Below are 24119 nucleotides of genomic sequence, written 5' to 3' on the forward strand. Positions count from 1 at the left end.
CATGAGGTGAACATCGCCTGCCGCCGCACCCGGACGTTTGCCCAGCATGGCTCCGTTTCGGGATCGCTTCCTTCCCGGCCGTGAGAGACACGGACGCCGATGCGGTAGTTGCGGCGATGCGCGCCGCACCGCCACGGGTCGCGTCTGCTTGGTCAAAACAGGCGTTACCATTCGGCGACACTACCATCCTGATGGCGCCATAGCGGATTACGCCAGCGATGGCCTTGCCTCGCCATTTCGATCACATGCGCCTCATCAACCTCAATACCCAGGCCGGGACCCTGCGGTATTTCGACAAACCCGTTCTCGTAACGGAAGACATCCTTGTTGGTGATGTAGTCCAGAAGGTCGCTGCCCTGATTGTAGTGAATGCCAAGGCTCTGTTCCTGGATAAACGCGTTGTGGCTGACAGCATCGATTTGCAGGCAGGCGGCCAGAGCAATCGGCCCAAGCGGGCAATGTGGCGCAAGGGCGACGTCATAGGCCTCCGCCATCGTCGCAATCTTGCGGCATTCGGTAATTCCGCCCGCATGCGAAAGATCAGGCTGGATGATATCGACATAGCCGCCGGAGAGAACGGACTTAAAATCCCAGCGTGAATAAAGCCGTTCGCCGAGCGCGATCGGTGCCGAGCAATGATTGGCGATTTCCTTCAGCGCCTCGAGATTTTCCGAAAGCACCGGCTCTTCGATGAACATCAGCTTGAACTGCTCGAGTTCCCGTGCCAGCACCTTGGCCATTGGCCTGTGAACCCGGCCATGGAAATCGGCGCCTATTCCGATATGCGGCCCCACCGCATCGCGCACGGCGCCTATCGTCGCGACGATGGCGTCGATTTTGTCGTTGCCGTCGACGATCTGCAGCTCTTCGGCGCCATTCAGCTTGATCGCCTTGAATCCCGCGGCAACGACGTCCCGCGCATTCTTCGCGACGTCACTCGGGCGATCACCGCCGATCCATGAATAGACCTTGATCCTGTCGCGGCACTGGCCGCCAAGCAGCGAATGGACCGGCTGGCCGAGCGCCTTGCCCTTGATATCCCAGAGCGCCTGATCGATCCCGGCAATGGCACTCATATGGACCGCGCCGCCCCGATAAAAGCCACCGCGATACATGACCGTCCAGTGATCCTCGATCATGAACGGATCCTTGCCGATGAGATAATCCTCCAGCTCATGCACGGCAGCCTGAACCGTCAGTGCCCTGCCTTCGACCACGGGCTCGCCCCAGCCGGTAATGCCCTCATCCGTCTCGATCTTGAGGAACAGCCAGCGTGGTGGAACGATATAGGTGGTGAGTTTTGTGATCTTCATGGTGTTCTCCTCCGCACCTGCGCCGGCGGTTCGAGCCATTATTTAGCCGGATATTGAATATCCGCCATCGACTGGGATGGCGGCACCGGTGATGAAGCCGGAGCCGGGACCGGCAAGAAAGGCGGCAATGCCCTCGAAATCCTCCCCGCGTCCCCAGCGCCCGGCAGGCGTGCGGGCAAGTACTTTCTGGTTCAGCCCCTCCACCTCCTGCCTGGCCGAAGCGCCCAGATCCGTGTCGATCCATCCCGGCAGAACGGCGTTGACCTGAATGTTGTCCGGCGCCCAGGCAACGGCGAGCGACCGGGTCAGCTGGACGATACCGCCTTTGCTCGCCCCATAGGCGGGTGCGAAAGAAGCGCCGAATATGGATGTCATGGAGCCGATATTGATGATCTTACCCTCACCGGCTGCCTTCATCGCCGGGTAAGCCGCCTTTGAGCAGACGAATGCCGCAGTCAGATTGGTTTGAATGATGCGGTTCCAGTCGGAGAGATCAAAGATTTCCGGCGCGCGGCGGACATTGATGCCGGCATTGTTGACGAGGATGTCGAGCCGGCCTTCTGCCTGCACCAGATCTCCGATGGCCTTTCTGCTGGCGTTGTCATCACTGATATCCAGTTCCAGAAACCGGCCTGAACCTCCTGTTGCATCAAGAAGCCGGACGGCATCCTCGCCCTTGCGCGGGTTGCGCCCGGCAATCACCACCCTTGCGCCGGCCTTTGCCAGACCAACGGCCATTGACAGCCCGATACCGCCATTGCCGCCGGTAACGAGGGCTACTTTTCCCGAGAGGGACATGGTTGATACAGAATTCATGCCTGACGCCTTTCAGAACGACAATTGTACCTTCATCGCCCGCGACCGGTCGGTGGCCAGCATGAAGGCCTCATCAGCCTCCTGAAAAGGCAATGTGTGGGTTACGAGTGGCTTCAGATCGATGCGGCCGGAGTTCATCAGGTCGACGGCCTGCCGGAATTCACCGTCGAACCGGAAGGTGCCGCGCAACTGCAATTCCTTGGTGACGATCGCATTGATCGGCAGGGTCACATCACCGCCAAGTCCGAGCTGGATGATGATGCCGCCGGCACGAATGGCCGCAAGCGCGCCATTGAGTGCAGCCTGATTGCCCGATGCCTCGAACAATATGTCGATCGTACCCTTGCCCGTGGCGTAGGGCACAAGCGCTTCCGGTGTCGTCTTCATGTTGAGAACCTCGGTGGCACCGAGTCTGCTGGCAACCTGCAGCGGGAATTCGCCCACATCCGTCGCGATGACCTCCGCAGCGCCTGCATTGCGCGCGACCAGCACACACAAAGCCCCGATCGGACCGCAGCCCGTCACCAGCACACGCTTGCCCAGAAGCGGCCCCGCCTGTTTCATGGCATGCAGAACGACCGCAAGCGGCTCGGCCATGGCCGCTTCCGCCATGGTAACGGTGTCGGCGATCGGAATAGCCTGGGCAGCACTGACGGTAATGCTCTGGCGAAAACCACCCTGCGCATGCGGCAGGCGCATGGCGCTGCCCATGAACTGCATGTTCATGCACTGGTTATGGGCGCCTTCACGGCAATATTCACACTCGTAGCACGGTGAACTCGGATTGACCGATACCCGCATGCCCGGCACCAGATGCGAAACGCCGGCGCCGCATTCCTCGATGATGCCCGCCATCTCGTGACCGAGTGCCATCGGTTCGCGCACGCGGATGCTGCCGGAGCCTCCATGCAGATAATAATGGAGATCGGAACCGCAAATGCCCCCGGCCTTGACCGCTATTCTAACCTGACCGGCAGCCGGGGCGACGCTTGCCACGGGCTCGATCCGCAGATCCTTCTGCGCGTGAATGATAACGCCTAACATCGAATTTTCCTTCCTGATTTCGCCGTGACGGAGCCTGAGCAGCCTTCAAGCGAGACATTTTCTGGTTTGATGGTGCCGCTTACTGGCGAAAAGCTCCCCTGCCGCCCCGGCACTTCCTTTGAAAACTCTGGAAATCTGAAATATTGAGAAATTTCCTGTCATTGCATTTTGCAACTGACGAGACGGAACGGTAACCTCAGGCAGAATCTCGAGGAATGAAGCATGACCGGTGAAGACAAGAACGGGACGAAAGATGAGGACGGCAATCCGCAGGAGAAAAAGAGACGCAACAGCGTCAACCTGACGGAACTTGCCTATGAGCGCATCGAGCACCTGATCATTACCTGTGAGCTCAAGCCGGGCCGCTTTCTTTCCATTCAGGATTTGCAGAGAGAAACCGGATTGAGCCGCACACCCGTGCATCAGGCGGTCAGCCGGCTGGCCGCAGATACGCTCGTGATCATTCAACCCCGTCATGGCCTGCAGATTGCGCCCATCGATCTTGCCCGCGAGCGAATGCTTCTGCGTTTGCGGCGCGACCTCGAGCGTTTTGTCGTGTCGCTGGCGGCGGAACATTCGACGTCCACACACCGCTCGCAGATGCTGCACATCACCCGCATTCTGAAAGACCAGCGTGACACCATGGCGATCGGCGATTTCAATATTTTCGACCGTCGTATCGACAGGCTGATCCTGCTGGCGGCGGGAGAGCCCTTCCTCGAGCATACGCTGCGGCCGCTCCACACCCTGTTCCGGCGTATCGGCCTTATCCACCACCGCAATATCGGCGGCGCGGAAAGCCTTGCCGGAAGCATCCAGAGCCATATCGGCATACTTGAGGCAATCGCCAAGCGGAATGTCGCTCTCGCCGTCGAGGCGTCCGACCAGCTGATCGACTATGTCGACCGGATGTTCGATGCCCTGGAGAGGGACATCGACCCGTCCATCCTCGACTCCAGCCTGGAATCGCTGATCTCGCTGTGAGGTATCGCCCCTTGCGTCCTTCATGATCCGGCTCCGGTGCTAAGATTATGGGCGCAGCCGCAGACCGGTTTCAGCCGAAAACAGAACGGCTTCATCAAGGTTGAACGCCAGCGAAACCGGATCACCGACTTTAAGCCCGGTGTAGCCCTGTTCGGTGACCATGACGGCATCCAGCTCACCTTCCTCGCGATGCGCCGTGCGGGCATTGCTGAGCGTCACCGCGATGACGGATTCGGCCCCGATATGCTCGACCAGCGTCACCGTTCCGTCGACGCTGCCGGGTTGACGTTCAGGCGTCAGCCTGATCGCATTCGGGCGGATGCCGAACAGAACCTTGCCGTTTTCCCTGACCGCTGCCGACAGGCCCTGCGGCAATGCCAGCGAAATGCCACCGACGCTGACGACACCGCTTGCCGCATCGGCTTCGATAAGGTTCATCGGCGGCGTGCCGATGAAGCGCGCGACATAGGTATTGGCAGGATCGCTATAGATTTCGCGGGACGAACCGAATTGCTGAACCACGCCGTCGCGCATCAGCGCGATCTTGCTTCCCATCGTCATGGCCTCGACCTGGTCGTGGGTCACGTAAACGAATGTACCGCCGATATCGGCATGCAGCTTGGAAATTTCCGCCCGCATCGACGTCCTGAGCTTGGCGTCCAGATTGGAAAGCGGCTCATCCATCAGGAAGACTTCAGGCTGCCGCACCATCGCCCGGCCCAGCGCGACACGCTGCCGCTGCCCGCCCGACAGGGTGCGCGGAAACCGGTCCAGCATCTCGGTCAGGCCCAGTATCTTCGCATTGCGCTGTACCATTTCCTTCACCTGCGGCGAATTCTCGATCCGCCGCCTGACAAGGCCTCCGATGATCGGCAGGTGATGCCACCAGCGGAACTGTTTCATCACCAGGGGAAACGTCATGTTCCTGCGCACGGTCAGATGCGGATAGAGCGCATAGGACTGGAAAACGAAGGCCATGTCGCGGTCGCTTGGCGGCAGATTGTCGACGCGGCGGCTGCCGATCAATATTTCTCCGCCGGAAATGCTTTCAAGACCGGCCAGCATGCGCAGAAGCGTCGATTTTCCGCAGCCCGAAGGGCCGAGCAGCACCAGAAACTCGCCGTCCGAAACGGCGATATCGATATTGCGGATAACGTCCTTCGCGCCGAAACTCTTGCTGACGCTTTTCAGGGTAATGGATGCCATTTCAAAAATCCTTTATCAGCCCTTGACGCTGCCGGCCGTCATACCGGCCACGACATAACGCTGGACAAGAAGGTAAAACAGGACAGCAGGAAGCGTGTAGATGAAGCCGACGGCCATGACGGAATGGACCGGCGTCGACAACTCGCCGACGAAACCGGCAAGCCCCACCGAGGCGGTGCGGAGACTTTCGCTGCTGATAAGCGTCTGGGCGAAAACATATTCGTTCCAGCCATTGAAGAATGCGATGACCGAGGCGGCGGCAAGTGTCGGCCCGATCAGCGGCACCACGATCAGAAGCACCACGTCGAGCTTGGAGCATCCTTCCATGCGGGCGGCCTCCTCCACCTCGATCGGCACCGCGTCAATGGCCCCTTTGAGAATCCAGGCGATGACCGGCACCGTAAAGGCGGTGTTGGCGAGGATCAGGCCGGTCAAAGTATTGAGCAACCCGAGGTCGCCGAAGATGGCGTAAAGCGGCACGACCAGCATGGCTTCGGGCAGCATCTGGGTCGCAAACAGCACGAAGCCGAGAAGCGCAAGCCCGGCGAACCGGAAACGGGAGAGCGCATAGGCGGGCAGGATCGCCAGAACAATGCTCAGCACCGTCGTGCCGGAAGCAACGATCACGCTGTTTTTCAGCCATGTCGCAACCGGTATGGTCTTGAACACGTCCTGATAAACATTCAGTTCCGAAAACGACGGCAGGAACTGCGGGGTTGCAGCAAATAGCCCCGAAGACGTGGTGAGCGATGTCACGAGCATCCAATAGATCGGGAAGACAGCAACGCCGAGAAGGGCGAGAACGCTGATCATGCGCAGGCTATGCTGCCAGGGAGAGGTTTTCATGCGCGTCTCCCCTGCGCACGTTCGGCACGCTGCGATATCTTGAAGTAGATCATTGTCACGACAAGCGCGATGGCGAGGCCCACCATGCCGATGGAGGCGGCACTGCCAAGCTCGCGATAGACGAAGCCCTGGCGGTAGAGCTCGATCACCAGCGTATTGGTCGCCCCGATCGGGCCTCCCTGCGTCATCAGCCAGATCAGGTCGAAACGGCGCAGCGACCAGATGGTGACGAAGAGAGCGAGCAGCAGCACGGTCGGCTGGATGGTTGGCCACACAGCCGTCTTGAAGACGTTGAACCGGTCGGCTCCGTCAATGATCGCGGCTTCGCGCACTTCCGATGGAACGCCCTGCAGGGCTGCCAAGATGACGACCGAAGAAAACGGAAATATCTGCCAGATGGTCGTGATCATGATGGCAGGCAGGGCAAGCGAGGGATTGTCCAGCCAGTTTTCGTTGGAAAACGGCAGGCCCAGCACTCTCAGCGCATAATTGAACACGCCATATTGCGAGTTGAGCATCCAGGTGAAGATCAGCGCAACGGCAACCGGCGGCGCCGCCCAGGGCACCGTTACCAGAGCGCGGGCAATACCGCGTCCGGTAAAGGGGTTGTTGAGAAGCAGCGCCGTACCGAGACCGAAACCGATCGCCAGCACGACGCAGAGGATCGTATAGATCAGCGTGACCCAGAGAACCTGCGCGAAATCGCTGGTTTCGAAGATGTAGAGATAGTTTTCGAAACCGACAAAGAGCTGGTCGTCGGGAGACAGCAGCGAAGTCGATGTGAAACTAAGCTTCAGCTCCTGCAACAAGGGGTAGATTTGAAACAGCAGAAGATAAAGGGCGACAGGCGCGGCGAACCAATAAGGTGTCCACCGGCTGCCCTCGATCCCGCTTCGTGAGCCGGATGATCGCATCGACATTACTCGCTATCTGGAAATTGCAGGCAAAGTCTGCGCCGTATCAGCGGCGCAGCACCCGTCGCTCGATCAGCCGCTGCGCGGCATCCATGGCGTCCTTGGGATTTTCCCCGCCCTGAAGAACCTTCAGCACGCTCTCAAGCACGATCTGCTGGATTTCCGGCGTCTTCGTCTCAAGCCCCATGACCAGTTGCGGAACCGCGGTTTCGACCTGTTTGTCATAAACGGTGAGCCAGGGCTGCGCCGCCAAATCCTCGGCGGAATATTCAGTCACCGTACCAACGATGGTTCCCATGGCCTTTTGCAGGCCCTGCTGATTTTCCGGTTCCAGCGCCCATTTCAGGAAGGTGACGGCCGCATCCTTGTGCTTGGTATTGGCGTTGATCGACAGCATGGTCATGATCAGGCCCTGGGCGGGCGTCGGGAAAGGAGAAGGTGCCGCCGCAAAGGGAAGGTTCGGGGAATTCTGGTGGAAGATCGCCGCAACGCCGCCATTGTCGACATTCATGGCAATCTTGCCTTCCCAGAACATGCGCCGGTAGGTGGCGGCATCGGCGCCTTTCGGAGTGACATCGAGATCGTAGACCGCCTTATAGGCCTCGATACCCTTGATAACCTCCGGGCTGTTTACCGTCAGATTGCCGGAAGCGTCGCTCCAGCGGCCACCAAATCCGTAGACGAAATTGCAGACATCCTGCCAGAAACCGGCCCGCTCAGCCATCGTGGCGCGATAGGCATAACCATATTTGCCATCACCCGTCGTTTCCTTGGCGACCTTGAGGAAATCCTCGAATGTCGTCGGCGGCGCGCCCTTGACGATATCCTTGTTGTAGAGAAGCCCGTAACCGGTGGAATCGAAGATCACGCCATAACGCTTGCCATTCACAGCCAGATATTTGTCCGGACCGATGAATTTATATTGCGATGGATAGACAAGGCCATCGAGGGAAAGGACGCGCCCCGATGGTACGGCTGCGAAATAGTCGATCTGGTCGAAGCGGACCAGATCCGGGCCACCGCCGCCGCCCATCTGCGTGAAGACCGTGTTGGCGAAGCTGGAGAACGGGATCGCAATCGGCTCGACCTCGATCTTGTCCTGACTTTCGTTGAATTTCTGAACCCACGCCTTGGCGCGGTCGCCGCGCCCCGCCTCGGAGAACATCGCCGCAGCAAATGTGATTTTCTCTTTCGTCTGCTGCGCGAAGGCCGTGCCCGACAGGGCCGAGACCAGCAACGCCGATGCCAGAACGCCGCGAACAACTCCGCGTCTTGAATGCAGATAAGCCATTTGGATCCTCCATCCTTATACGCATATCCGGCGGACGTTTCCTCCATCGCCGGACATGCCTCCTCATCCGCAAACTAGAATGTTGTGATATTTCACGAAAGTCAATGCCATTACTGGCCGATTGTGACCGGAGAAAACCACACCGCCACATTGCCCATGATCTCAGATATTTAGCCGCCGGCTCGGCGCGCTTCCGTAAGTCAAACTGTCATGCCGGCAAGGGTTCTATACTTCAAAGGTAAAGTAGCCACCGCCCAGATGGAGACGATTCCACTCAGCCATGCAGCGCCGCGGTAAGCCAGGCCGCCGCGCGATCGGTCGCCATTGTCCTTCGCGATTTGGTTGGCAAGACAATGTTGTAGCGCGCGCCGGAAGGCATTCTGGTGTCATCAAAAGGCACCAGTGTCCCGTCATCCAGAAAGGTCTTCACAAGAAGTCCCCACCCCAGCGCCAGCCCCTGCCCTTCGCGCGCGGCAAAGATGGTTTCGGTATAGTGATTGAAGCGCAGGGTCGGCTTTATCTCGAAGCGGAGATCGAGGCTGGAAAGCCAGTGGCTCCATGAAAGCCAGGACCTGTCTTCAACATCCGTTTCTATCAGTTCATCGGCAGCCGCCAGAGGCCCTGCCCCGCGCTTTTCCAGATAACCGGGTGAACATACCAGCATAAGCACATCGTCGCGCGACGCGATGACCGTTCCGTCACTGAACGGAGGAACGCCGTACCGGATGGCTATATCGATATCGCCGTCATCGAGGTTGATGCGTGTATCCTGTGAAACGACCCGGATCTGAATTCCGGGGTTCTGCGCACGGAAATCGGCAAGGCGCGGAAGCAGCCAGAAGGACGAAAACGCGACCGTCGCGCCGATGGTGACAACGTCTTTCGCCGATCCCTTGATGGCATCGACCGTCTCCGCGATGTTGACGAAGCTTTGCGCCAATGACGCTCCCAGAGCCTCGCAGGCGGCGGTGGGCTCAATCGCCCGGTGCTTGCGGATGAACATCGGCACGCCCAGCTCATCCTCCAGCAGGGCGATCTGTCTGCTGACTGCCGCCTGGGTGACGCCAAGCTCCCCGGCGGCAGCGGTGAAGCTTCTCCGACGCAAAACCGCCTCGAGCATGATCAGCGCCGTAAGCGACGGCAGGCGTTTGCGAAACTGCATGACACCCTCTTTGCATTACATTTCATTATATAAGCTTGAGAATTAATGCCGTTGAGAAACAAGGGATGCAAGCGCAATCTCCATGCAAACAAGCATCAGGGGATATCATGCTAAACAAGCTCGCATCATCCATTTCGTCATTGCTCGATGCCCGCACTAACGGGCACTCCCTGCCAGCCGGTCTCTATACGCGCGACGATGTGTTCGAAGCCGACATCGAGGTATTCTTTCACAAGCACTGGATCTGTGTGGGTCTCGACTGCGACGTTCCGGAAGCCGGCGACGCCACGGTGGTCGACATCGGCAGGACCAGCCTCATCCTCCTGCGGGACGACGAAGGCGAAATCCGCGTGCTGCACAATGTCTGTCGCCATCGCGGCGCGCGTCTGCTGGATGCCGGCAGCACGATCATCTCGAAGCTCGTCTGCCCCTACCACACATGGACCTATGAACTGACCGGCGAGCTCAGCTATGCGCCGCATATGGGTAAGGACTTCGACAAGAATTGTCACAGCCTGCGGCAGGTGAACTTCAAATCGATCGGCGGCCTGATTTACGTCTGTCTTTCCGACAATCCGCCAGAAGATATCGACCTCCTCGAACGAACAATGGCAGAACGTCTCGCCCCCTATGACATCCGCAATGCGAAGATCGCGCATCAGACCGACGTCATCGAGGATGGCAACTGGAAGCTGACGATGGAAAACAACCGCGAGTGCTATCATTGCTCGGCAAACCATCCGGAACTCTGCGTTTCCTTCGTCGATCTCGACTTCGGGTTCGACCCTGAGACATTGAGCCCCGAAGACCGGGAACAGGCCGAGGAACATTTCCGGCTTTATGACGAGCGGACAAGGGCATGGGAAACGGATGGCTTTCCCTCCTCGGCCGTCGAACAGCTTACGGATTGCGCAACCAACTTCAGAACGCAGCGTCTGATCATTTCCGGCGCCGGCGAATCCCAGACCCATGATGCGACGGCCGCTTCCGCCAGACTTCTCGGCCACATGACCCGAAAGGATCTGGGCGACACACATCTCTGGGGACACAATTCCTGGAATCACTTCATGGGTGACCATGCGGTTGTTGCAATCGTCATTCCGCTCTCGGCCGGAAAAACCCTCGTGCGCACGAAATGGCTGGTTCACAAGGACGCCGTTGAAGGTGTCGACTATGATTTCGACAAGCTGACCGATGTGTGGATCGCGACCACCGATCAGGATGCGGATCTGGTTGCCCGCTCCCATGCCGGCGCCCTCGATCCCGCCTACCGGCCCGGCCCCTATTCCCGTTTTTCCGAAACCAATCTCGACAAGTTCGCGACGTGGTACATCGACCGGATGCGCGCCAATGGATATTGATCTCGCAACAAGGAAAAGCGGTGCGGTTGCAGATCGCGGCGTGTGGGACCCGGAGCATGACGACACGCTCGTCTGCATCGACGTTCATCAGGAAACCCATGATGTAAAGAGTTTCACCTTCGCATCCCCGCATGGCAAGCGGTTCGATTTCGAAGGCGGCCAGTATTTTCTCTTCGATTTTCCGATGGGGAACGATGCCGAAGCGCGCTGCTACAGCATCTCGTCATCCCCCCACCGGTCGAATGCTTTCAGCGTCACGGTCAAGCGCGTGGCGAACGGTCGGGTATCGAACTGGCTTCACGACAATCTGGCCAGGGGCATGACGGTCAGCGCGCAAGGCCCGCTTGGGCACTTCATCCGCCCGCGTGCCGTCTCTTCCAAACTGCTTCTTCTCTCCGGCGGTTCGGGAATAACCCCGGTGATGTCGATCCTTCGCGACCTTGCGGATCGCTGTGAACCCGCAGATGTCGTCTTCATGCACGCGGCGCGGACGCCGCTCGATCTGATATTCCGCGATGAACTGAACTGTCTTGCCGCTCGAATGAAGGGGCTGCGTCTGCAATTTCTTCCTGAAACAGTGCTTGGAGAGCCGTCATGGCCGGGCCTGACCGGCCGCATCACAGCCGAATTCATGAAGCTTGCCGTACCCGATATTGCTGATCGAACCGTCATGTGCTGCGGCCCGGCGCCTTTCATGGCGGCAGCCCGTTCGATTTCATCGGCGCTCGGGGTTCCAGCGCAAAACTATATCGAGGAGAGCTTCGACGCGGCGGTGATCGATGAAACGGGGCTTTCAGCAGAGGAGGCCGCGGCGAGCCGGTTATGGCAGGTTGAATTTCAGAAACAGGGCCGGAATATTGAAGTGCGAAGCGACCAGACCGTTTTGTCATCGGCAAAAAAGTCCGGGGTTCGCCTGCCCTCGTCCTGCTCCAACGGCGTCTGCGGCACATGCAAATCAAAGCTGGTGTCCGGCACCGTCGACATGAACCACAATGGCGGGATAAGGCAACGCGAGATCGACGCCGGAATGTTTTTGCCTTGCTGCTCGCGGCCGCTTAGCGATCTTGTCATCGACCGCTAAACACCGGCATGGGTTGAACGGCATCACACACAAGGATGCCGTCTCCCGTTCTTGCAAGCCCCCGGTAATATCGATCATCGACGCTTCCGACGCACGGAATCAGCGCGCGCCCAGAAAAGTGGAACGCAGGTGTGACGGGGTCTGCCCGAATTCCTTCTTGAATGAGCGTGTGAATTGCGAGGCCGTGTGAAAGCCGAGATCGAGCGCAATATCGGTCAGTGGCAATTTCGTCTGCGTGAGAAGCACCTTGGCACGCTCAAGGCGCACCCGCACATAGGCCCGCGCCGGCGAAATGCCCGCCTCCTTCTCGAAGATCCGCTCCAGCTGCCTGCGCGTCACCCCCACGAATGCCGCAAGCTGAGCAATCGGCATATCGCCGTCCAGATGCTGCTCCATCATGATCATGACCGCCCTGAGACGCGTGTCACTGTACTCCTCGTAAAGCGGTCTTCTTGGCTGGATTTCCAGATGGGAGCGCGCCTTCTCGATCTGCAACACTTCAAGGGCGTTTCGCTCCGCATCGGGGCTGATGTGGCGCCGGACGAGGGCTGCCGCCATATCGGCGGCACTGCTGCCTCCGGCGCAGGAACCCCGGCGTCTGTCGAGATTGAAAATCCTGTCCGGCCGGACTGACAGCCCCGGAAACCGCTCCCTGAACGCCTTGGCATGAAGCCAGCTCACGCAGACGTCGTGGTTCTTCATCAACCCCGCTTCAGCCAGAATGAATGTGCCGGTGCAGATACCGAGCAAGGGAACCTTCCTCGCATCGGCAAGCTTTAAAAACCCTATCGTCTCATGATCGACGGGATCTTCCCTGTTCAGCAATCCGCCGATGACGGCGATATAATCGAACCGGGTGGGATCGACAAAATCCGATGTCGGGGCGACCTGCACGCCGCAGCTTGAGACGATGAGATGGCGGGTACTGCCCAGCACCTGCCAGTCCGCCTTCACCCGTCCCGAGCGATCCTGCTCGTCGCTCGCAAGGCGCAGGGTATCGACGAACATTGCAAAGGCAGACAGCGTGAATGAGCGCGCCAGCACGAAGCCAACCTTGAGCCGGTTTGTCTGGTCCGTTGCCTCACCCTCTTTGTGCTGTTCCGGACGCATCGCCTCGTTCTCCTCGCCGTTGCCTCACCCACTCACGAAATCTGAAACCCGTGGGCAAGCGGGTCGCGATCATCGACATAGATCGTATTGTGTCCGATGACGCGCGCCCAGGCGCCAATGCTTGGGATTATCCCTTCAAAGGGACCGATGTTTGCGGCGCTTTCGACACGTCCTTCGAAGATCGTGCCGATGAGGCTCTCGTTTCTATAGGTTGAAGCGACCGGCAGGCGTCCTTTTCCATGGAGCTGCGCCATGCGTGCGGATGTGCCGGTGCCACCCGGAGATCTGTCGATCGCCTTGTCGCCATAAAACACCGCCGACCGGCCATCGGCACCGCTATCGACAGGCACATCACACCAGATGGCGTGATGCACGCCCCTGATGCGCTCGTCATCGGGGTGGACGGGATCGCAAACACTCTTGAGAGCATGACGAAGCTTCTGGCTGTATTCGATAATGTGCGATGCGGTCATTCCTTCGAAGCCTTCCCAGTGTTTCTGGGGCTCGATGACGGCGTAGAAGTTGCCGCCATAAGCGATATCGACGACAAGCCGGCCGATACCGGGGACATCGACCTCGATGTCGCTTTGGTGAAGGTAGCTCGCGACATTATGGAGCCGGACCGCATCAACGAAACCATCCTTCATCGTGTAGGTGACATCCACCCTGCCGGCGGGCGTCTCGATTGCAACGACACCCGGCGTGCGAGGTTTCACCAGACCTTCTTCAATGGCGGCGGTGACGACCCCGATCGTTCCGGCACCGCACATCGGCAGGCAGCCGCTGACCTCAATGAAAAGGACGGCGAAATCACAATCGGCGCGATGCGCCGGATAGATGATGGCGCCCGACATGATGTCATGCCCCCTCGGCTCGAACATCAGCGCCCGACGGACCCAGTCATGCTCGCGAATGAAGATTTCCCGCCGCTCGCCCATTGGAAGATGCGGCAGCATCGGTCCACCGGCTGCGACGAGGCGGACGGGATTTCCGCAGGTGTGGGCATCGATGCAAAAGAACGAATGTCTCACGGGCTTTCCTCAATCCAGTGCGGGTCTCGCGACCGTGTTACGATCAAGCAGACCGCGGCTCAGCCGATCGAGGAGAAGTGCGACGGCAACAATCGCAAGGCCGGCACGCAGGCCAAGACCCATTTCCATTCGCGTCAGACCACGTGTGACTTCCGCGCCGAGCCCTCCCGCTCCGACAAGACCGGCAAGCACCACCATGGCCAGAGACAGAAGGATGCATTGGTTGAGGCCAACCAGAAGCGTCTGTCTGGCGAGCGGAATTTCGATCTTCCACAGCACCGAGCGGGGATGTGCGCCGATGGCGCTCCCAAGCTCCAGGAATTCCCGCGGTACCTGGTTGAAAGCCAATGTCGTCAATCGCAGCATGGGCGGAATACCGTAAACAATCGTCGCAATGATCGCCGGCACGCGCCCGAGGCTGAAGATCATGACCGCCGGGATCAGATAGACCCAGGGCGGCACCGTCTGCATGACGTCGAGAACCGGGCGGACGATTGCTTCCAGCGTCTTGTGCCGGGAGCACAGGACGCCGATCGGAAATGCGATCGTGACCGAGATCAGGACGGCGACAGTCACCAGCGCCACCGTCTGCATCGACGCGGTCCACAGACCTACGAGCAGGCAGAAACCGAGACACAGGCCGGCAAGGATCGCCGCCCTGATGCTGACAGCAAAAAACGCGGCGATAAAAACAATCACGATCAACGCATAAGGTGGCACCGAAAGCAGCGTCGCCTCAAGGGCCGAAAGGACGGCTTCCACCACATAGCCAATTGCCGCAAAAAGCGGATGCAGGTTGGTGTTGAGCCAGTCGACGGCTGGAGCCAGGAAGGCACCGGGTGAAAACTGCAGGGTTGTATCAGCCATCACTTCCTCCCTGCCCCGATACGGGCGGCACTCTGGGTAATGCGATCAAGCACCATCGTCAGGACGACGATTGCAATCGCACCGTTGATCGATGTCGCGATATCGAGCGTGCGGATCGATCCATAGATCGTCTCGCCGAGCCCGCCGGAACCGACGATGCCCGCGATCACCACCATGCCGAAGGCCATCATCAGGCTCTGGTTGACACCGGCCATGATGCTCGGGAGCGCAAACGGCAGGCGGATCTTGAAGAACATCTTGCGCGGCGTCATGCCGATTGCCTCGCCCAACTCGAGAAACTCGTTGGGTGTCATTCTGATGCCAAGCGAGGTCAGGCGGATCGCAGGGGGAATGGCGACAACAACGGTGGCGATCAGCGCCGTGGCGGGGCCGTATCCGAGAAGCGCAATGGCCGGCAGCAGATAGATATAGGGCGGCAATGTCTGGATCAGGTCCAGCCCCGGCTCCATGAACCTGTCGAGCGCGGTGACGAAACCCGCCGCAATGCCGATCGGAATACCGATGGCCAGCGCCAGCACGGTGGCGGTCAGCACCAGCGCCAGCGTGCTCATGGTTTCCGGCCAGAGACCCATGGCGTAACAGAGAACGAGAGCGAGGCCGCTCAGAACCGCGAACCAGCGATTGACAAGCCGCCAGCCCACCAGCGCCACGAGGACCGCCACCAGATAAAAAGGCGGCAGCTCCAGCAGCCAGAGAATACCATTATAGAGACCTTCGAGAACCAGCCGGACATAATCGAAAAGGGATTCGCCATTCTCGCTCACCCATTCCAGCGTTGCATCCGTCCATTCATCGAAGGCGTCTGTGAAGCCTGAAGTGTCCATTTCACGAAGCTCCAGCTAGAAATCAGGCCGCCGCGCGGTCGTTGTTGGAGGAACCCTTGACGCCCATGAGGAGACTGCGGGGGGTGACGATGCCGACGACCTGCTCGTTATCGACTACGGCGATCGCATCGCGTTCCGACTGCATCGTCAGCGAGATCAGCTCATCGATGTCAGCGTCCGGCGTCGTACGCACCAGCGTCGAAAGGTCCGAATTCGGCTGGTCCTTCCTGTAGTCGCTGACACTGTGCATGACCGAATGCGCCTTGATCAGATGCAGACGGGAAATACCGGCCACGAATTCCGCAACATAATCATCCGCCGGATTGAGAATGATGTCTTCGGCAGTCCCGGTCTGAATGATCGCGCCGTCTTTCATGATCGCGATGCGGTCGCCGATGCGGATCGCCTCATCGAGATCATGGGTGATGAATACGGCGGACTTGCCGAGCTGCTTTGTCAGTTGGCGGAATTCGTCCTGCAGCTGCCGCCTGATCAGCGGGTCAAGCGCGCTGAACGGCTCGTCCATGAGAATGATTTCGGGATCGGAAGCCAAAGCGCGCGCGAGACCGACACGCTGTTGCATTCCGCCCGACAGTTCAGCCGGGTATCGCTCAAGCCAGTCGGCCAGACCAACCTTCTCCAGAGCCTGCTTTGCCGTGCTGTTGCGCTCGGTCTTTGATATGCCTTGAACTTCAAGGCCGAAGGCAGCGTTTTCAAGAACCGTTCGATGCGGCAGGAGTGCTACGTTCTGAAACACCATACCGATGTTCTTCGCCCGCATTTCACGCAGATCGGGCGGCGACAGGGCGGCGACGTCCCGTCCCTTGACCAGCACTTTGCCGGCGCTGGGCGTGATGAGCTTGTTCAGCATGCGGATCAGCGTCGACTTTCCGCTGCCGGAAAGCCCCATGATGCAGAAGATTTCGCCGCGCCGAACCTGCAGGCTGGCATTGTTCACACCGACAACGCAGTTGAATTGCTGCAGCACCTCCTTCTTGCCAAGCCCGCGTTCGGCAATCGATCGCATCGCGGCGCCCGTCTTGTCGCCGAAGACCTTCCAGAGGGACTGGCAGTCGATCAGGATTTCGCTCGATTGAGCAGCGTCGATTTTCATGGCGGTTCCCTTGAGCCAATTACGCTGGCTTCTCTGGTTGCTTTGACAAAAGCCGCCCGACCGGTGCCGGGCGGCCATCGCGCGATCAGTTCTTCTTGATATTTTCCCAACGCTTGATCAGGTCGGCATGGGCGCCGATCCAGTCCTGCACGGCCTGGTCCATCGTCTTGCCGTCCTTGACCGCACCATTGATCGCGGTGATATCGGCGATCGGCACGTAGACGCTGGCCATGACTTCGCGGGCATGCGGATTATCGGCGGAGAAACCCTTCTGGCCGATCCAGTAATAACCCTGCGGCGGCGGGAAGACGCCCTTCGGATCCTTGAGATATTTCACTTCATATTTCTGGACCATCCATGACGGTTCCCAGACCGTCACCGCGATCCATTCCTTGCGGTCATAGGCCGACTTCAGTGCCGCCGTCATGGCCGCGGTGCTGCCTTCCACCAATTGCAGCTTGATGCCGTAATCCTTGACGGCGTTCGACGCATCCTTCATCAGGCCGGAGCCCGGCTCGATACCGATGATCTTGCCGCTGAACTTGTCGCTGTTCTCATTGAGCTGTTCGAGGCTGTCGATCGGCACGTATTTCGGAACCGCGATGCCCTGATAAAGACCGTGCGAAACCGGCGAGATCTTCTCGAGGCGGTTTTTGTTCTTGTTCCAGTAATCCTGGGCCACATAGTCGGTCTGCGAGGCCAGAACCTGAATGTCGCCCTTTGCAAGAGCGGCGTAAGCGATGCCCCATTCGGAGAATTCGGTGACCTTGACGGTATAACCGGAATCTTCAAGGACCTTTTTGGTGATACCGGTAATAGGTGTCAGATCCTCCCAGGACAACGTGCCCATGTTGATGGTCTTTTCTTCCGCACGGGCGGGAAGCATGCTCATTCCAATCATGGCGGCGGCGCAAAGCGCCTTCCACATCGTCTTCATCGCTCTTACTCCTGGTTTCTTGTTCCCATCTTTATTGAAGCCGCGCCCGGCGCGTGCCTCTTATTGCGCGGCGAAGGTTCACCCCTCGCGGCCTGCACGCAATTCCTGCAATCGGATCACGCCGTTGATGCCCAGCCATGCAAATGGCTCGGGCGGTATTCGCGAAGGCTGCGGGTGATCCATGTATCGGCTGAGTTCCGGGGATGTCGTCCCGGTCGCAAGATCGGCGGCCATGATGCCGGCCAGAGTGCTTTTTACCGTCCCCAGACCGTTCTCGCAGCAGGCGGAGAACAGCCCCTCCTCCACCTCGCCGAAGGCGGGCGCATGGTTGCGGCTGAGGCAGAGACGCCCGGCCCAGCTATGCTCAAAACCGATCTGCGCCAGTTCCGGGAAACGGGCATCGAGCGAACGGCGATGTTCCTCTTTCATCCTGGCCATCCGGTGCTCGCCAACGGCAACCTTCGTCTCGTAGGTGTACTTGGTGCGGATGACGATCCGCGAAACGCCATTGGTGGTAATCTTGCGAATGGTTGCTCCCATCGCGTCTGCGGGAAGCAGCGCCCAGCGATCCCGGCCGGAAACCGAAGAGCCGGACGCACCAGCGGGGAAACCGGCCGTCATCGAGGCATAGGCGAAGATATGCATCAGCCGGCCGCCGAAATGGCCGAAATCGTCGATATGTCCGTTGACGCCGAGAATAACCTTTGTGGCACTGACCGATCCGGCAGGAGACGAAGCAGTCCAACGTCCATCCTTCCGTGTGAGCGATGTGACCGGCGACCGTTCGAAAATCTCGATCTTGTCCGCCAGGCCGGCGGCGAACTGGCGCACATAATCGGCGGGCTGGATCAGCACTGTTCCCGGCGTATAGAGCCCGCCGAGATAATAGCTTGACCCGGTAAGTTCCCGCATTTCCTGTGCGTCGAGAAACAGGTGTTTCTCACCGGCCGCCTTCAGCGACTGGCCAAAATTCTCGTTCAGCTTCATGCCGCGCCGGGTGGCCGCCGCATTGGTCTTGCCCGCCGGATCGAAAGTCTCGCGCGACATTCCATAGTCCTGCGCCGCGTCTTTCGCGAAAGCGATGGCAAAGCGGTTCTGCGCCATCTCCACCCGCGTCGCTTCGGCTCCGCCGCTGGAATATTCGCTTGCGGAAAGATTATGCGGAACATCGATCATGAAACCGGAATTACGGCCTGACGTGCCCTTGCCGATTTCACCCGCATCCACCAGCACGATTTTTTCACCGGGGCGAAGCGCCTGCAGACGCCGGGCCGCCGAAAGGCCGGCGAAACCCGCGCCGATCACCAGCCAATCGGCCGATACGGCGCTTTCAAGCTTTTTAAGCGGGAAAGGGCGCTGGCTGATCGCCTCCCAACCGGAGACGCCGTTTTCGACTGGAAGACGTCTCACGGTTCCTGTTGTCATCTGACCGTCTCGTCCACGGAGCGCTCGGAAACATCGATCCAGATCGTTTTCAGCTCGCAGTAATTGTCATGGGCGAAGATCGACTTGTCGCGACCACCGAAACCGGATTCCTTGTAGCCACCAAATGGCGTGCTGGCGTCACCTTCGCCGAAGCAGTTGACGGTGACGACGCCGGCACGGATTTCACGCGACAGCCTGATGGCGTGTCGCAGACTGCCGGTATAGACCGAGGCCGTCAGTCCGTAATTGGTGTCGTTGGCGAGCGCGACAGCCTCGGCCAGCGTGTTGAACGTCGTCACAGACAGGATCGGCCCGAAAATTTCCTCCTGGAACAGCCGGCTTTTCGGCGTAACGCCATCAACAACGGTCGGCTCCACAAAGGCGCCATTCTGTGTATCGCCGCCATGGACGACCGACAGTTTCTCCGCCCTGGCGTCCTCAAGGAACGAGGTCACCTTGTCGAAATGCGCCTTGTTGACCAGCGCGCCGATGCGGTTTTCCGGATCAAGCGGATCACCCGTTTTCCATTCCCGCAGATAAGCGCCGATCCTGTTCAGAAGATCGTCCTTGACCTTCGAATGGACGATCAGGCGCGAGGTGGCCGAGCAATTTTCGCCCATGTTCCAGAAGGCGCCGTTGACGACCTGCTCGGCAACCAGATCAAGGTCCTCGGCATCATCGAGAACGACTGCCGGGTTCTTGCCCCCACATTCGAGAACGACCTTCTTGAGGTTGGAATCGGCCGCATAACGCAAGAAACGACGGCCAGTCGGCGTCGAGCCCGTGAAAGCGACCATGTCGACATCCATATGCAGGCCGAGAGGTTCGCCCACATCCTTGCCACTGCCGGTGACGACATTGAAAACACCGGCCGGAATTCCGGCCTCATGCGCGAGTTCCGCAACCCGAAGCGTGGTGAGAGTCGTGTCCTCCGCCGGCTTGACGACGACGGAACAACCGGCGGCCAGCGCCGGGCCGATCTTCCAGGCCAGCATCAGCAGCGGGAAGTTCCATGGCAATACACATCCAACGACGCCGATCGGCTCACGCATGATCATGGTCAGCGCATTGGAGCCGACAGGGGCAGTGTTGTCGTAGAGCTTGTCGATCAGCTCGGCGTGCCAGCGCAACGTATGAATGGTGTCGGGAATATCGACCGTCTGGCACTCGCGCACCGGCTTGCCGCTATCGAGACTTTCCATGACCGCCAGCTCGTGGCGGTTCTCTTCGATAAGCTTTGCGAGCCTGAGGAGCACGGTCTTGCGCTCGCCCGGATGTTGCAGACGCCAGCGACCGTCATCGAATGCATCGCGTGCCTTGAGAACCGCGAGATCGACATCCGTGCTGTCGCATGCGGCAATCTTTGCAAGCGTTTCGCCGTTTGCCGGGTTCTTGGTCTTGAATGTCTTGCCGGAACTGGCCGGACGGAATGCGCCATCGATAAAAGCGCCCGTCGGAAACTGGAGATCGGCGGCAATCGCCTTGTATTCGGCGGCGGTCAACGGTTCATGCATGACGATTGGCTCCCGACGTGATCTGGCCGACGGTGCGCTTCAGCGTGGCGACAACCGTTTCTAGGGTTCGTTTTTCTTCGGAATTGAGCAGACGCAGCGGGGCGCGAACCGGCCCCGACTTGAGGCCAATGATCTCGCAACCATGCTTGATCGACTGAACGAATTTGCCACATTCAAGGAAATCCATGAGCGGCAGCATTGCGGTCATGATCGCGCGCCCCTTGTCGAAATTCTTTTCGATGACGCAGGCTTCATAGAGCGCGACGTGTTCTTTCGGCAGGAAATTCGAGCCGGCGCAGACCCAGCTTCTGGCGCCCCACGCGAAGAATTCCAGCGCCTGATCGTCCCAGCCGCAGGACAGGGCGATATGCGGAAACTTCCGGGCAAGCAGATGAAGGTTCGCCATCTCGCCGGAGCTTTCCTTGATGGCGACGACATTCCGGGACTTGCCGACGCGCGAGAAATATTCCTCACCCATCATCACGCCCATGCGTGCCGGATAATTGTAAAGCATGATCGGCAGATTGGCGGCGCGGTCGACGGCAAGTGCGTGAACCGCATTCTCGCGCTCGGTCGGCAGCGCGTAGGGTGGGGTCGAAACCAGAATTGCATCGGCGCCGATCTCTTTGGCCGCCTTGGCATATTCAACGGAATCTTCCGTCCGCGTCGCGCCGGTCCCGATGATCAGAGGCAGCCGGTCGCCGATGACCTGCTTGGCGTGGGCCGCAAGCTCGAAGCGCTCCTGACTTGTCTGGGCATAATATTCACCGGTGGAACCGCCGACAATGATGCCGTGAACGCCCGCTTCGATCAGCGATTCCAGAACCGCGGCAAATGCTTTCCGGTCGATCTGCCCACTTTCGTCGAGCGGCGTTATCGCCGGCGTGTAAATCCCCTCAAACTTCACGATGACTTCTCCAGTGATTGCATGGTCGGACCACCGAGAACCGCATCGGCCTTGATCCCCTGCGGCGCGATGAACATTTCCATGTTCTCGCGCGACAGCTCCCAATGTTCGAAAACGAGGTCGACGACTGCATCCTCGTCGTGAGCGCTGAGTGCCTCGATGAAACTGTCATGATGTTCGACCGCCAATTGCAGGCGCCGTTTCATGTCCTGGTTCCGGGGCCGAAAGAATGTGTGACCGATGCGCGCGTGATCGATGAGAAGACGGCCAAGGCTCGGCTGAAGATAGGCGTTGGCAGACATTTCGCCGAAAATCTCGTGGAAGCGATTGTTCTGCAGAACCATGCCCAGCGCATCCTCGTCGCCGCTGGCTTTGCGGAACCGCTCCTGGGTCTCCTTCAGGTCGGCAAGCTGGACCGGCTTGAAATTCTGCACCGCCAACCGCCCGATCGCGGCATAAATCATCGGCGCGACCTGGAAGAAGTTGCGAAGCGTCGTGTGGTTCATCGGGATGACACGCGCACCCCGGTTCTCACGAATATCGATATATCCCTCGCCTGCCAGCCGACGAAAAATGTCACGCACCGGCGTCCGGGACAGGCCGTAATGTTCGCTCAGGGACACTTCATCGAGATCCGCGTCCGGATCGAGCTCCATCGTCAGAATCTGCCGCTTCAGATCCTCATAGAGACTGCTCTTAACGGTCTTCGCCATCGCGTAACTCCGAGCTTCCTGATGTTGATGAAGCGAAGATTGCACGGGGAAAACGGAACGTCAAGCGATTGTGTACTTAAAGTACACATTAGGTGCAATTTAAAAATACATTTTGAAAGTGGCGTAGCGAAGACCGAGGCTGGACCTCGTTGAAAACAATCAAAAAGAGATGCGGTGACGGCCTCTCCAGCCAGTACTCAAAGGGATATCGTGCCGCTACAGCCAGATCTATCGTATCCACGGCGACGTCTGCACGCCTCTCGATCGAAGCCATGATATCCGAGACCCACGCGTGCCGTGCGAGACAGTTGTTTTACACTGCCGCATACGCCCAACACGTTCATGGCCTGCCTCATTGGCAGTCAATTTGTAATTCCCATCCATTTCATGGATTCAAAAGATGCATGTTCCAAAGTGACCCGACTTTGGGGAAGGTAGTCTTGCAAGGCTGCGTTTCAACGCAACGTCGGGAGACTCATGCCCGGAATTGACCATTGCCATTCAGATCGGAGCGGAAGGGAGGGTCGCGACCAGCAACATCGGCGAGGCGACATTGCCGGTGATCTCGCAGTACGAGATACGGTCTTGGAAATATTCTGATCAACGCCGAATCTGGGAGCAACGCTCCTTCGGCATCACACGCGACCGGCCGCGTCAATTATCCAAGAAAATTCAGTCGAACAATTGGACCTGTGAGATTTTGTCGTACACCACCGCATGCGGAATATCTGCCGCCATTCGTCTGGCTGTGGCCACCAGTTGCTCCACCTCGAAGATGACCGGCCGGCCGGCCGCCGTTACGAGGCCCCACTGGAACGGTATGTGGAATGAGAGAGGCAGAACGCGGACACCCTCCACCGGCAGACCCCAGAGGGTGATCGATTCGACTATTGCGACACCGATCCCCATGCGCGCCAGCGAGAGGGAAACATAGGTGGCGTTGCTGTCGATCACGGACGAAAGGTCTACGCCGAAACTGGAGAGTGCATTGTTAATCCGCATGCGGAGGCGGAAGGGGTTTGCTGAAGCGATAAGCCGGTTCCCGGCAAGGTCTTCCGCGGAAATCATCGCCTTTTGCGCCAGGGGATGATCCTGCGCCACCACGGCCACACACGGTACTTCGCCCAGCCAGTGGATATCGATGCCGGGATTATCGAGCGGAAGGCTGACCGCGCCCAGATCCGCCGTGCCCGCCATAACGGCCTGAACGACATTTTCCGAGGAGATGCTTTGCAGATGCACATGATCGGGAAACCGGTCAACCGGCAAGGCGGCCAGCGCCCTTGGCAAAAGGCTGGATGCAATCGCCGGGATGGCTGCCACCTCGATGGCTGTGCGACGCGCGGCCTGAATGCGCCTCGCGCTTTCGCTGATTGTTCTAAGGCCCCCGAGGAACAGTTCCGCCTGGGCAAAAAAAGCCACGCCCTTTTCGGTGGGGTTGATGCGGGGGCCATTGCGATGCAGCAGCGCAAACCCGATTTCGCTTTCAAGGTCCTGAATGAGACGCGTCACGACGGGTTGAGACTTGCCCAGCGCCTTTGCCGCTCCCGTTATGCTACCGATCGAAACCACGGCCACGAAAGCTTCGAGCTGCCGTGTATCGAGATAGTCAGATACCATTTTCCACTCCGCCCCGAG

22 protein-coding genes are annotated in these 24119 nt (G+C 59.0%); 3 read left to right on the top strand and 19 right to left on the bottom strand.

Going from position 1 to position 24119, the window contains the following annotated elements; translation table 11 throughout:
* Positions 1 to 164: 164 nt before the first annotated feature.
* Genes dgoD through JZX88_RS24930 form a run of 3 tightly spaced genes read right to left on the bottom strand, consistent with a single transcriptional unit; the run spans position 165 to position 3173 of the window.
* Positions 165 to 1313, bottom strand: coding sequence for a galactonate dehydratase (dgoD, locus tag JZX88_RS24920; protein WP_206915072.1), 1149 nt, complete (start codon positions 1311 to 1313; stop codon positions 165 to 167).
* A gap of 42 nt (positions 1314 to 1355) precedes the next feature.
* Positions 1356 to 2129, bottom strand: a complete 774-nt coding sequence (locus tag JZX88_RS24925) for an SDR family NAD(P)-dependent oxidoreductase (protein WP_206915073.1) — start codon at positions 2127 to 2129, stop codon at positions 1356 to 1358.
* A gap of 12 nt (positions 2130 to 2141) precedes the next feature.
* On the bottom strand, positions 2142 to 3173 hold the full coding sequence (locus tag JZX88_RS24930) for an L-idonate 5-dehydrogenase (RefSeq protein WP_174032542.1): 1032 nt from the start codon (positions 3171 to 3173) through the stop codon (positions 2142 to 2144).
* A 222-nt stretch (positions 3174 to 3395) separates the two neighbouring features.
* On the opposite strand from JZX88_RS24930, the gene JZX88_RS24935 reads away from it, so the two are divergent.
* Positions 3396 to 4157 (top strand): GntR family transcriptional regulator, encoded by a 762-nt coding sequence (locus tag JZX88_RS24935; RefSeq protein ID WP_065116617.1) that lies wholly within the window; start codon positions 3396 to 3398, stop codon positions 4155 to 4157.
* Positions 4158 to 4202: 45 nt separating this feature from the next.
* On the opposite strand, the gene JZX88_RS24940 is transcribed toward JZX88_RS24935, so the two are convergent.
* From JZX88_RS24940 to JZX88_RS24960, 5 genes are all read right to left on the bottom strand, one after another.
* Positions 4203 to 5363 carry an ABC transporter ATP-binding protein gene (locus JZX88_RS24940; protein WP_206915074.1) on the bottom strand — a complete coding sequence of 387 codons (1161 nt, stop codon included), beginning with the start codon at positions 5361 to 5363 and terminating at the stop codon, positions 4203 to 4205.
* A gap of 15 nt (positions 5364 to 5378) precedes the next feature.
* Positions 5379 to 6209 carry a carbohydrate ABC transporter permease gene (locus tag JZX88_RS24945; RefSeq protein WP_206915075.1) on the bottom strand — a complete coding sequence of 277 codons (831 nt, stop codon included), beginning with the start codon at positions 6207 to 6209 and terminating at the stop codon, positions 5379 to 5381.
* Positions 6206 to 7129, bottom strand: a complete 924-nt coding sequence (locus JZX88_RS24950) for a carbohydrate ABC transporter permease (protein ID WP_174032536.1) — start codon at positions 7127 to 7129, stop codon at positions 6206 to 6208. Before JZX88_RS24950 ends, JZX88_RS24945 begins: the two co-directional genes overlap by 4 nt.
* 40 nt (positions 7130 to 7169) lie before the next feature.
* Complete coding sequence (locus JZX88_RS24955; RefSeq protein WP_206915076.1) at positions 7170 to 8414, bottom strand: sugar ABC transporter substrate-binding protein; 1245 nt, start codon at positions 8412 to 8414, stop codon at positions 7170 to 7172.
* A gap of 274 nt (positions 8415 to 8688) precedes the next feature.
* Positions 8689 to 9576, bottom strand: a complete 888-nt coding sequence (locus tag JZX88_RS24960) for a LysR substrate-binding domain-containing protein (protein ID WP_206915077.1) — start codon at positions 9574 to 9576, stop codon at positions 8689 to 8691.
* Between the two features lie 107 nt (positions 9577 to 9683).
* Between JZX88_RS24960 and JZX88_RS24965 the strand changes: the two genes are divergently transcribed.
* Positions 9684 to 10937 (top strand): SRPBCC family protein, encoded by a 1254-nt coding sequence (locus tag JZX88_RS24965; RefSeq protein ID WP_206915078.1) that lies wholly within the window; start codon positions 9684 to 9686, stop codon positions 10935 to 10937.
* Complete coding sequence (locus tag JZX88_RS24970) at positions 10927 to 12018, top strand: FAD-binding oxidoreductase (protein WP_206915079.1); 1092 nt, start codon at positions 10927 to 10929, stop codon at positions 12016 to 12018. Before JZX88_RS24965 ends, JZX88_RS24970 begins: the two co-directional genes overlap by 11 nt.
* Before the next feature lie 99 nt (positions 12019 to 12117).
* On the opposite strand, the gene JZX88_RS24975 is transcribed toward JZX88_RS24970, so the two are convergent.
* The 11 genes from JZX88_RS24975 to JZX88_RS25025 all read right to left on the bottom strand — a co-directional run bounded on the left by JZX88_RS24975 (position 12118) and on the right by JZX88_RS25025 (position 24101).
* Positions 12118 to 13128 (bottom strand): GlxA family transcriptional regulator, encoded by a 1011-nt coding sequence (locus tag JZX88_RS24975; RefSeq protein WP_206915080.1) that lies wholly within the window; start codon positions 13126 to 13128, stop codon positions 12118 to 12120.
* A gap of 32 nt (positions 13129 to 13160) precedes the next feature.
* Positions 13161 to 14159: a 4-hydroxyproline epimerase gene (locus JZX88_RS24980; RefSeq protein WP_206915081.1), complete on the bottom strand. Its 999-nt coding sequence runs from the start codon at positions 14157 to 14159 to the stop codon at positions 13161 to 13163.
* A 9-nt stretch (positions 14160 to 14168) separates the two neighbouring features.
* Positions 14169 to 15026, bottom strand: coding sequence for a proline/glycine betaine ABC transporter permease (locus JZX88_RS24985; protein WP_065116626.1), 858 nt, complete (start codon positions 15024 to 15026; stop codon positions 14169 to 14171).
* Positions 15026 to 15871 (bottom strand): proline/glycine betaine ABC transporter permease, encoded by an 846-nt coding sequence (locus JZX88_RS24990; protein WP_206915082.1) that lies wholly within the window; start codon positions 15869 to 15871, stop codon positions 15026 to 15028. Before JZX88_RS24990 ends, JZX88_RS24985 begins: the two co-directional genes overlap by 1 nt.
* Before the next feature lie 22 nt (positions 15872 to 15893).
* Entirely contained in the window at positions 15894 to 16985 is a 1092-nt protein-coding gene (locus JZX88_RS24995) for a glycine betaine/L-proline ABC transporter ATP-binding protein (RefSeq protein WP_110760484.1), read from the bottom strand.
* Positions 16986 to 17070: 85 nt separating this feature from the next.
* Positions 17071 to 17922 carry a glycine betaine ABC transporter substrate-binding protein gene (locus JZX88_RS25000; RefSeq protein WP_065116628.1) on the bottom strand — a complete coding sequence of 284 codons (852 nt, stop codon included), beginning with the start codon at positions 17920 to 17922 and terminating at the stop codon, positions 17071 to 17073.
* A 78-nt stretch (positions 17923 to 18000) separates the two neighbouring features.
* A complete protein-coding gene (locus tag JZX88_RS25005; protein WP_174032518.1) occupies positions 18001 to 19347 on the bottom strand; it encodes an FAD-binding oxidoreductase in 1347 nt (448 codons plus the stop codon).
* Complete coding sequence (locus tag JZX88_RS25010) at positions 19344 to 20861, bottom strand: aldehyde dehydrogenase (protein ID WP_206915083.1); 1518 nt, start codon at positions 20859 to 20861, stop codon at positions 19344 to 19346. Before JZX88_RS25010 ends, JZX88_RS25005 begins: the two co-directional genes overlap by 4 nt.
* Positions 20854 to 21768, bottom strand: a complete 915-nt coding sequence (locus tag JZX88_RS25015) for a dihydrodipicolinate synthase family protein (protein ID WP_206915084.1) — start codon at positions 21766 to 21768, stop codon at positions 20854 to 20856. The genes JZX88_RS25010 and JZX88_RS25015 overlap by 8 nt, the downstream gene beginning before the upstream one ends.
* Positions 21765 to 22481 (bottom strand): GntR family transcriptional regulator, encoded by a 717-nt coding sequence (locus JZX88_RS25020; protein ID WP_110760487.1) that lies wholly within the window; start codon positions 22479 to 22481, stop codon positions 21765 to 21767. Before JZX88_RS25020 ends, JZX88_RS25015 begins: the two co-directional genes overlap by 4 nt.
* A gap of 672 nt (positions 22482 to 23153) precedes the next feature.
* The gene (locus JZX88_RS25025) at positions 23154 to 24101 is read right to left on the bottom strand and encodes a LysR family transcriptional regulator (protein ID WP_206915085.1); all 948 of its coding nucleotides are present in this window, start codon (positions 24099 to 24101) and stop codon (positions 23154 to 23156) included.
* Positions 24102 to 24119 lie beyond the last annotated feature (18 nt).

The sequence above is a fragment of the Agrobacterium sp. OT33 genome, from assembly GCF_017313365.1.
GTDB lineage: Bacteria > Pseudomonadota > Alphaproteobacteria > Rhizobiales > Rhizobiaceae > Agrobacterium > Agrobacterium rhizogenes_A.

Bases quoted from the DNA above. Each gene is read 5' to 3' on its own strand.
- dgoD (WP_206915072.1), bottom strand. From the start codon at position 1,313: ATGAAGATCACAAAACTCACCACCTATATCGTTCCACCACGCTGGCTG.
- JZX88_RS24925 (WP_206915073.1), bottom strand. From the start codon at position 2,129: ATGAATTCTGTATCAACCATGTCCCTCTCGGGAAAAGTAGCCCTCGTT.
- JZX88_RS24930 (WP_174032542.1), bottom strand. From the start codon at position 3,173: ATGTTAGGCGTTATCATTCACGCGCAGAAGGATCTGCGGATCGAGCCC.
- JZX88_RS24935 (WP_065116617.1), top strand. From the start codon at position 3,396: ATGACCGGTGAAGACAAGAACGGGACGAAAGATGAGGACGGCAATCCG.
- JZX88_RS24940 (WP_206915074.1), bottom strand. From the start codon at position 5,363: ATGGCATCCATTACCCTGAAAAGCGTCAGCAAGAGTTTCGGCGCGAAG.
- JZX88_RS24945 (WP_206915075.1), bottom strand. From the start codon at position 6,209: ATGAAAACCTCTCCCTGGCAGCATAGCCTGCGCATGATCAGCGTTCTC.
- JZX88_RS24950 (WP_174032536.1), bottom strand. From the start codon at position 7,129: ATGTCGATGCGATCATCCGGCTCACGAAGCGGGATCGAGGGCAGCCGG.
- JZX88_RS24955 (WP_206915076.1), bottom strand. From the start codon at position 8,414: ATGGCTTATCTGCATTCAAGACGCGGAGTTGTTCGCGGCGTTCTGGCA.
- JZX88_RS24960 (WP_206915077.1), bottom strand. From the start codon at position 9,576: ATGCAGTTTCGCAAACGCCTGCCGTCGCTTACGGCGCTGATCATGCTC.
- JZX88_RS24965 (WP_206915078.1), top strand. From the start codon at position 9,684: ATGCTAAACAAGCTCGCATCATCCATTTCGTCATTGCTCGATGCCCGC.
- JZX88_RS24970 (WP_206915079.1), top strand. From the start codon at position 10,927: ATGGATATTGATCTCGCAACAAGGAAAAGCGGTGCGGTTGCAGATCGC.
- JZX88_RS24975 (WP_206915080.1), bottom strand. From the start codon at position 13,128: ATGCGTCCGGAACAGCACAAAGAGGGTGAGGCAACGGACCAGACAAAC.
- JZX88_RS24985 (WP_065116626.1), bottom strand. From the start codon at position 15,026: ATGGCTGATACAACCCTGCAGTTTTCACCCGGTGCCTTCCTGGCTCCA.
- JZX88_RS24990 (WP_206915082.1), bottom strand. From the start codon at position 15,871: ATGGACACTTCAGGCTTCACAGACGCCTTCGATGAATGGACGGATGCA.
- JZX88_RS24995 (WP_110760484.1), bottom strand. From the start codon at position 16,985: ATGAAAATCGACGCTGCTCAATCGAGCGAAATCCTGATCGACTGCCAG.
- JZX88_RS25000 (WP_065116628.1), bottom strand. From the start codon at position 17,922: ATGAAGACGATGTGGAAGGCGCTTTGCGCCGCCGCCATGATTGGAATG.
- JZX88_RS25005 (WP_174032518.1), bottom strand. From the start codon at position 19,347: ATGACAACAGGAACCGTGAGACGTCTTCCAGTCGAAAACGGCGTCTCC.
- JZX88_RS25010 (WP_206915083.1), bottom strand. From the start codon at position 20,861: ATGCATGAACCGTTGACCGCCGCCGAATACAAGGCGATTGCCGCCGAT.
- JZX88_RS25020 (WP_110760487.1), bottom strand. From the start codon at position 22,481: ATGGCGAAGACCGTTAAGAGCAGTCTCTATGAGGATCTGAAGCGGCAG.
- JZX88_RS25025 (WP_206915085.1), bottom strand. From the start codon at position 24,101: ATGGTATCTGACTATCTCGATACACGGCAGCTCGAAGCTTTCGTGGCC.